Origin of the sequence: Pseudoalteromonas sp. Isolate3, assembly GCF_022398505.1 — a bacterium.
In the GTDB taxonomy this organism is placed as follows: domain Bacteria; phylum Pseudomonadota; class Gammaproteobacteria; order Enterobacterales; family Alteromonadaceae; genus Pseudoalteromonas; species Pseudoalteromonas apostichopi.
In genome coordinates, this window is record NZ_JAKEVN010000145.1 from 1 (window position 1) to 8,260 (window position 8,260).

Sequence of the window (8,260 nt, forward strand, 5' to 3'; positions counted from 1 at the left end):
ACTATCGGTATAATAAAAATAATTATGAAAGGTAATCTTATATTTTGAATTGGCAATCATTAGTTGATAATCGACAACGCTTTTTCTGGGTTTTGCAAATTGCAGGCTGGATAGGGTATGCGTTAGTTAATTATATCGGCTCAAAAGTCTTTGAAATGCGTGATATTTACGTATTTGTTATTGTGTTAAACGCCTATGCAGGCTGTTTAATGACAGTACCATTGCGTTATATGTACCGTAAAGTGTGGAATGCTTCACCTTGGGTATTGATGCTCGTGGTTTTTGGTGCTTCATATGTTACTGGGACACTTTGGGCTGTAGTACAAAAATTCAATTTATGGGAAATCTACCGTCACGGTTACCGCCCAAATGAGTGGTTTTATTACTTTCAGCAAGGTTTAGATTCGGTTTATATCATTCTTTGTTGGAGTGGTTTGTATTTTGGGATTAAGTATTATCAGCTATTGCAAAGTGAGCGTCAAAAAGCTTTAAAAGCAACCACTATGGCTCATGAAGCACAGCTTAAAATGCTGCGTTATCAACTTAACCCACATTTTTTATTTAATACCTTAAATGCAATCTCCACGTTGATTTTGGTAAAAGAGAATAAAGATGCGAATTTAATGGTGTCTAAATTGAGTGATTTCTTGCGTTATACACTTAATACCGACCCCATTAAAAAGGTGCCGTTAGAACAAGAAATTCATGCATTGATGCTGTACCTTGAAATCGAAAAAGTTCGCTTCGATGAGCGCTTGCAAGTAAATGTTGATGTAAGCGAGCAAGCAAAAGAAGCCTTGGTACCAAGCTTAATCCTTCAGCCTATAATCGAAAACTCGATTAAGTATGCGATAGCGCAATTAAATGAAGGCGGTGTGATTGATATTAAAGCACAAGTTTTTGCAAATGAACTATTATTGGAAGTAGGCGATAATGGTCCTGGCACTGAGCTAAAAAATGGTCAACTAGTTAATTCACATGGCGTTGGCATAGCAAATACACAGGACCGCTTAAAAACACTTTATGAGAACAACTACTCGTTTGTTCTCTCTGACAATACGCCAAGTGGGTTAAAAGTTAATCTGCGCGTTCCGTTTGAAAAGGCTGTTAAGAAATGAGCAAAATTAGAACTTTGATCGTTGATGATGAACCGTTAGCAAGAAAAGGCCTAGCTGTTCGACTTTCTGAGTTTGACGATTTAGAAGTCATTCGTTTATGTAGCAATGGTCAGGAAGCAATTGAAGAATGCTTATCAGGCAACATTCAATTGGTTTTCTTAGATATTCAAATGCCAAATATGAACGGTTTTGAAGTTGCAAGAGCACTTAGCGAGAGCGTAAATCCATTACCAGCTATTGTGTTTGTAACAGCTTTTGACCAGTTTGCAGTAAAAGCATTCGAGATTCATGCGTTGGATTATATTCTTAAACCAGTCGATGACAACAGACTAAAACAGGCGGTAGAAAAAGTGCATACCTATTTAAAAACGCAACAAGATAACGCCCATAAGAAAAAACTAGCGAGCTTTGTTGCAGGTATTACAGGCAATAATTGCGAAGAAATTCTAAAGAAGTTAGCAACGGGCGATAGCCTTGCTGATCGTCGTTATCCAGAATCATTAGCTGTAAAAGAGCAGGGCGAAATTGTCCGTGTGCCAGTAATTACAATTCAATGGGTTGATGCAGCAGGCGATTATATGTGCTTACATTGCCAAGATGGACAAACTCACATACTGCGCAAAACAATGAAAGAGCTAGAACAAGAGCTTGATCCGCAATTATTTGTCCGTGTTCATCGCAGTGCAATAGTGAATACAAAGCAAATTAGCAAGCTTGTTACTCAAGTAAGTGGAGAATACCTTTTAGTGTTAGATAACGGTCAAGAATTAAAAGTAAGCCGCAGCTACCGCGATAAAGTTAAAGCAGCACTTGCTAGTTAACTAATTAAATACAAACAAAAAAGGCGCAATCTATTGCGCCTTTTTTAATGAACATTAAAAAGTTTAAACTGTTACAATCTTCATTGTGTTGGTAGCACCAATTGTTTCCATCGCATCACCGTGAGTTAAAATCACAGTATCACCTGCTACAAGAGCACCTTGCTCAACAAGCGTATTTAGTGCGTCACGAACCATACTGTCATCTTCACATTTTGTTGAATCGAAGAATACAGGGTAAACACCACGGTAAAGCGCTGTCTGACCAAGTGTGTTAGCATGACGTGATAGTGAATAAATTGGTAAACCAGAGCTGATACGCGACATTAATTTAGCTGTGCTACCTGATTCAGTTAGTGTCACAATCGCTTTTACAGAATCTAGGTGGTTAGCTGCATACATAGCAGATAACGCAATTGATTCAGCATTTGATGAAAAACGGCTGTCTAAACGGTGCTTAGAAACGTGAGTTTCTTTTTGTGATTCTGCGCCTAAACAAACACGAGCCATTGTAGCTACTGTTTCTTCAGGGTAGTCACCAGCCGCTGTTTCTGCAGATAACATAACTGCATCAGTGCCATCTAAAACTGCGTTTGCAACATCCATAACCTCAGCACGTGTTGGCATTGGGTTATCGATCATTGATTCCATCATTTGAGTTGCAGTAACCACAGTACGGTTTAGTGAACGCGCACGGCTAATAATTAGCTTTTGTTTACCAACAAGGGCTGCATCACCAATTTCTACACCTAAATCACCACGAGCAACCATAACTGCGTCTGAAGCAAGTACGATATCGTCGATTGCTTCAACGGTTTCAACCGCTTCTGCACGCTCGATTTTTGCAAGTAGTTGTGCGTTTGAACCTGCAGCTTCTGCCAAAGATCGAACATAACGCATATCATCGCCACTACGCGGAAATGAAACAGCAATATAATCAACACCAATTTCAGTCGCTGTGATTAAATCTTCTTTGTCTTTCTCGGTAAAAGCTGGGGCTGTTAAACCACCACCTAGACGGTTGATACCTTTATTGTTTGAAAGTACGCCACCTACAGTAACAGTCGTGTGAACTAGGTCACCATCAACGCTATCAACAGTTAATTGAATTAAACCGTCGTTTAATAACAATAAATCGCCTGTTTTAACATCGTTAGGTAACTCTTTATAGTCGATACCTACTGCATTAACGTCGCCTTGGCCCTTTTCCATTTTTGCATCAAGGGTAAATTTTGCGCCAACTTCTAGGTTTACTTTGCCGTCTTTAAACGTAGATACACGAATCTTAGGGCCTTGTAAGTCAGCAAGGATAGCAACGTGTTTGCCTAAACGCTTAGCAATGCTGCGTACCGCTTCTGCGCGGTCTTTATGATCTTGTGCAACGCCATGTGAGAAGTTCAAACGAACCACATTTGCACCTGCACGAATAATTTTTTCTAGGTTGTTATCGCGATCAGTTGCCGGTCCAAGGGTCGCAACAATTTTTGTGCGTCTTAGCATCAAATTCTCCTGTGCGCTCAAATATATTAAGCGAATTGATGGTTATCTATTAAAATGTCGTGCTATAAACCTTAATTATAGGCTTATACATAAGCACAATGTAGAACTCATAAGTAAAAAATGATTGTTTTTACTTATGAGAATCTGGCTCTTTGTATGAATTTTAAAGTTTACAAAGTATGAATGACGTTATTATGACACCGGTGTCAGATAGCGTCAATACACATACCTTTTTAAAGGGTATTATAAAAATCTGGTCCGATGCCTTAGTAATTTTGATATACTGAGCGAAACGTCGCTTCATGATTTCTTAGATTTCTCTCAAGTTGGCTCTCAAGCTCGCATTTTTGGGCTGCTTGGGTATAATGCGCGCGTAATTATTTTGATTAACTAACCAATAGTTGTTACCGAGGAGGACACTAAATGCAAGTTGCATTAGTAGGGTTAGGCGTTATGGGTAAAAATCTTGCCCTCAACCTGATTGAAAAAGGGCTGACTTTAGTAGCTTATGATAAAAACCCAGATGCGGGTGCCGAGTTACTAAGCTGTGCAAAAACACTCGGTTTAGCAGACCGTTTACACATTGTGTCAGATTTAAATGATATGGTAAGACGCTTAGAGCCACCTCGTTCAATTCTACTTTTAGTTCCTGCTGGTGAATTGGTTGATAAAGTATGTACAGAGCTTGCAGAGGCAGGTGTTGACTGTGATGACATTATCGTAGATTGCGGCAACAGTAACTATAAAGATGGTATTAGCCGTAAGCTTAAATATCAAAACAAATTTGAATTTGCCACTATGGGGATTTCTGGTGGTGCTGAGGGCGCACGTCATGGTCCAGCTATGATGGCAAGTGGTTCAGAAGGCGGCTGGGAGCGTGTTGAGCCGTGGTTTGAAAAAGTAGCTGCAAGCTACAAAGGTGAGTCATGCTTTGCACGAGTAGGCCAATCTGCAAGTGGCCACTTTGTGAAAATGGTACATAACGGTATCGAATATGCGTTAATGCAATTAATCGCTGAAATGTATCAACTACTTCGCTTAGGTACTAATCGTTCACCAAAAGAAGTTGCTGATATTTTCAATGAATGGTCAGAGGGAACTTTAAATAGCTACTTGCTGTCAATCTCTAGCCATATCTTAAGCCTTGAAACAACTGAAGGTGAACCTCTAGTTGATTTAATCGACAATAAGGTTGGCGCTAAAGGCACAGGCCTATGGACTGCACAAAATGCTTTAGAACTGGGTATTGCAGTACCATCATTAGTCGCAGCTGTGCAAGCTCGTCACTTAACAAATACTTGTGATACACATGCAGCTAAAGAAATGACTTACGCTGCTAAATCAACTGACTCAGTTGACTTAGATTTGGATGAGTTAAAAGATGCATTCACACTGGCAAGTTTACTTGCTTATCGTCAAGGCTTAGCACTTATCAAAGGTGCATCACGTGCTCATCAATGGAAAGTTGATCTTTCGAAAACGCTACAAACATGGCGTGCAGGTTGTATCATCCGTGCTGATTACTTAGATAATGTAGCTGATGGTGTAGAGTTTATCGATTCTATGCAGCGTGAATCAGCAGCATTACGAAAAGTAACAGGTGCTGCAGTTGCTTCGGGTCTTGCTTTCCCTGTGTTAACAGCAACGCAAACTTACATCGCGACGTTAACTACACCAAGTAATGGTCATCTTGTACAAGCACAACGTGACTATTTTGGCGAACATGGTATTAAAACGCATAGTGGTGAGATATGCCATTTAACAGACTTAGTTGAGATTGACGAAAAAGTTCGTTAATTATCAAAAAGCGTAAAAAAGGCACCAATTGGTGCCTTTTTTGTATTTGATGATTTTATTTTAACGGCTTAACTCACCACGTAAGTTGTCTTGCATCAAGTGACGAATAGTTTCAACCTCGAGCTTTTGGCTGAATAAGTAATGTAATTTAGTCAAACAGGCTTCTAATGTCATATCGTAGCCACTGATGACACCACAATTTAATAATGCATTACCTGTTGCATAACCACCCATATTTACTTGGCCTTTTAAACACTGTGTTAAATTAACTATTACCATACCGCGTTTACTTGCGTCATTAAGTATATCTAAAAACGCTGGATCTTGTGGGGCATTGCCCACACCAAAACTTAATAAAACAAGTGCTTTAATGTCGTCATTAACTAAACTTTTTACGACTTTTGGACTGATCCCGGGATATAGATAAAGCACACCAATTGGCTGAGGTGTGATATTTGATACCTGTAGTTCATTATCTACGTATGGGCTAAGTTGACCTTTGATCAGTTGAATATTGATTCCTGAAAGTGCTAGTGGTTCAAGATTAGGTGAAGCAAATGCATCAAAGCCATCGGCATGCGCTTTTGTAGCACGGTTACCACGAAACAATTGGTTATTGAAAAATAGGCTTACTTCTGCAATAGGGTAATTAGCTGCTAAGTACATCGCATTTAGTAAGTTCACTTGGCCATCAGAACGCAGTTGAGAGAGCGGTATTTGCGAGCCAGTCACAATTACAGGTTTCGTTAAGTTTTCGAACATAAAAGACAGGGCCGAAGCTGTGTATGCCATGGTATCGGTACCATGTAGCACTACAAAACCATCATAGTCTTGGTATTTACTTTTGATATCGTCAGCGATTAATTGCCAGTGGGCAGGGGACATATCAGAAGAATCAATAAGCGGGCAATATTCGTGAATATCAAACAAAGGCATTTCATCACGATTAAACTCTGCATTATTGACCACTGTTTCTGTTAAAAAACCTTCTGCCGGAACATAGCCTCGGCTCGATTTTTTCATACCAATAGTACCACCTGTATAGGCGATATATATACGTTTACGTTTCATAAAAAAAGCCCAGTTAAACAACTGGGCTTAGTATACCTAAAATTGCTTTGCTAAGTAACTTATTGAATTACGTTACATACTAAACAACGAGCGTAAACGCCTTGAGGATCGTTATAATCTTTTAGGTTATCAATTTCACTACTTAACTGATTTATTAGGCTTTGTAAGTTAGCTTGCGTAGCCAATACTGATGTAGATGAATCAGATTTAGCAAAGAAACTCTGAATAGCCGCTGTGCCTAAGATATCTTGTAGCATCTGCTCTTGAGGTGTTAATGACTGTTTGATGGTTTTAACATCATAATGCTTAAGCTTTGCAAGCTCGGCTGCTGCTTTAATTGCATCTTGTTTATCACCTAACTTATCAACTAAACCAAGGTCTTTTGCTTGAGTTGCAATCCATACACGGCCTTGGGCAATTTTATCAACTTGTTCAGGGGTCATGTTACGTGCTTCAGCCACCACATTTAAAAAGCGTTTGTATGCATTTTCAACGCTCATTTGAATGATATCTGACATTTTCTCATCAAGAGGGCGAGCTATAGAAAAACCAGCAAGGTCTGTTGTTGCAACGCCGTCTGAATAAATACCCAATTCAGCCATGGTGTTTTCAAAAGTCATGAAAGTACCGAATACACCGATTGAACCTGTGATTGTGCTAGGAGCAGCCCAAATTTCATTGGCTGCTGATGCAATCCAGTACCCACCTGATGCTGCCACTGAGCTCATTGATGCAATTACTGGTTTACCTGCTGCTTTTAGAGCTAATACTTCAGCGCGGATCACTTCAGAGGCGAACATGCTACCACCACCTGAGTCAATACGAAGTACAACAGCTTTTACTTTGTCATCTAGGCGTGCTTTACGAAGTAGGGCAGCTGTCGAATCACCGCCAATTTCACCGGCTTTGCGCTCGCCATCTACAATCGTTCCTTTAGCAACAACAACGGCAACTTTTTCAGTGATTGGGTTATCGAACTCAACGGGTGGTTTTACAAGTGATAAATACTCACGAAAGCTAACCTGTTTAAAAGTTTTACCCGTTTCTTCTGCACCCACTAACTCAATAAGTTGCTGGCGAATTTGTTGTGATGTTTTTAAAGAATCAACCCATTGATTATTTAACGCATACTGACCTGAGTTACCGTCAACTGCTTGCATTTTTGTTAGATATACTTCCATATCCTCATCAAAATTGCTTTCATCGAATGGACGACTCGCTGCAACATCAGTTTTATACTCGTTCCAAAGAGCTGTTAACCAGACACGGTTAGCTTCTTTTGCTGCATCTGACATGTCATTACGAATAAACGGTTCTACAGCTGATTTATAAGTACCAACACGGAAAATATGTTGAGTTACTTTTAATTTCTCAAGGGCATCTTTGAAGTAAAGCGGGAACATGCCGTAACCTTCAATGCTAACACCGCCATATGGGTGCATTGATACTTCATTAGCATGGGCAGCAATATAATATTGTGCTTGTGTGTAGTAGTAACCTGTAGCAATAACTTGTTTTCCAGCAGCTTTAAATGCATCAATTGCTTTGGTTATCTGTTTTAGCTTATTGATGTGCGCGCTAGGCATTTTTTGTAGGTCAAGTAGCATTACAGTGATGCGATCATCTTTGGTCGCTTCGTTGATCACTTCAACAACATCATCAAGAAGGATCTCTGATGGTGCTTCTTTGCCCATTGTTGCATCGTTGATAGCTGCTTCTACAGGATCAACATAGGTTTTTTCTTCAACAATTGGGCCGTTTAAGTTTAGGCGTAGCACGGTTCCATCTGCTACCTTTACTTGGTCTTCTTCACTAGTGATGGCAACAAAGAAGAGAATTACTAGTAATAAAAATAATATGTTTAGGACCAAACGGCGGGAAAAATTAATCCCGGTCCAAATGCCTTTAAATATCTTTGCTAGCAAAATAAATCCTTAATTCAGTACAGCTTAGTAG

At 39.6% G+C, this 8,260-nt stretch carries 6 protein-coding genes; 3 read left to right on the forward strand and 3 right to left on the reverse strand.

Going from position 1 to position 8,260, the window contains the following annotated elements:
- Positions 1 to 44: 44 nt before the first annotated feature.
- A complete protein-coding gene (locus L1D46_RS18695) occupies positions 45 to 1,118 on the forward strand; it encodes a histidine kinase (protein WP_130051566.1) in 1,074 nt (357 codons plus the stop codon).
- Positions 1,115 to 1,939: a LytTR family DNA-binding domain-containing protein gene (locus tag L1D46_RS18700; protein ID WP_130051565.1), complete on the forward strand. Its 825-nt coding sequence runs from the start codon at positions 1,115 to 1,117 to the stop codon at positions 1,937 to 1,939. Before L1D46_RS18695 ends, L1D46_RS18700 begins: the two co-directional genes overlap by 4 nt.
- A 63-nt stretch (positions 1,940 to 2,002) precedes the next feature.
- Here L1D46_RS18700 and pyk read toward each other — a convergent pair whose 3' ends face one another.
- Entirely contained in the window at positions 2,003 to 3,436 is a 1,434-nt protein-coding gene (gene pyk / locus L1D46_RS18705; protein ID WP_130051564.1) for a pyruvate kinase, read from the reverse strand.
- Positions 3,437 to 3,859: 423 nt separating this feature from the next.
- Here pyk and gndA point away from each other — a divergent pair, with 423 nt between their 5' ends.
- On the forward strand, positions 3,860 to 5,233 hold the full coding sequence (gene gndA / locus L1D46_RS18710) for an NADP-dependent phosphogluconate dehydrogenase (protein WP_130051563.1): 1,374 nt from the start codon (positions 3,860 to 3,862) through the stop codon (positions 5,231 to 5,233).
- Positions 5,234 to 5,293: 60 nt separating this feature from the next.
- Here the strand turns inward: gndA and ansA are convergent, their stop codons facing one another.
- Both ansA and sppA read right to left on the reverse strand, forming a co-directional pair.
- Entirely contained in the window at positions 5,294 to 6,304 is a 1,011-nt protein-coding gene (gene ansA / locus L1D46_RS18715) for an asparaginase (protein WP_054561413.1), read from the reverse strand.
- Between the two features lie 59 nt (positions 6,305 to 6,363).
- A complete protein-coding gene (sppA, locus tag L1D46_RS18720) occupies positions 6,364 to 8,229 on the reverse strand; it encodes a signal peptide peptidase SppA (protein ID WP_239978024.1) in 1,866 nt (621 codons plus the stop codon).
- Positions 8,230 to 8,260: the final 31 nt, after the last annotated feature.

Coding starts and splice junctions, on each gene's coding strand:
- gndA (WP_130051563.1), top strand. CDS start 3,860: ATGCAAGTTGCATTAGTAGGGTTAGGCGTTATGGGTAAAAATCTTGCC.
- ansA (WP_054561413.1), bottom strand. CDS start 6,304: ATGAAACGTAAACGTATATATATCGCCTATACAGGTGGTACTATTGGT.
- pyk (WP_130051564.1), bottom strand. CDS start 3,436: ATGCTAAGACGCACAAAAATTGTTGCGACCCTTGGACCGGCAACTGAT.
- L1D46_RS18700 (WP_130051565.1), top strand. CDS start 1,115: ATGAGCAAAATTAGAACTTTGATCGTTGATGATGAACCGTTAGCAAGA.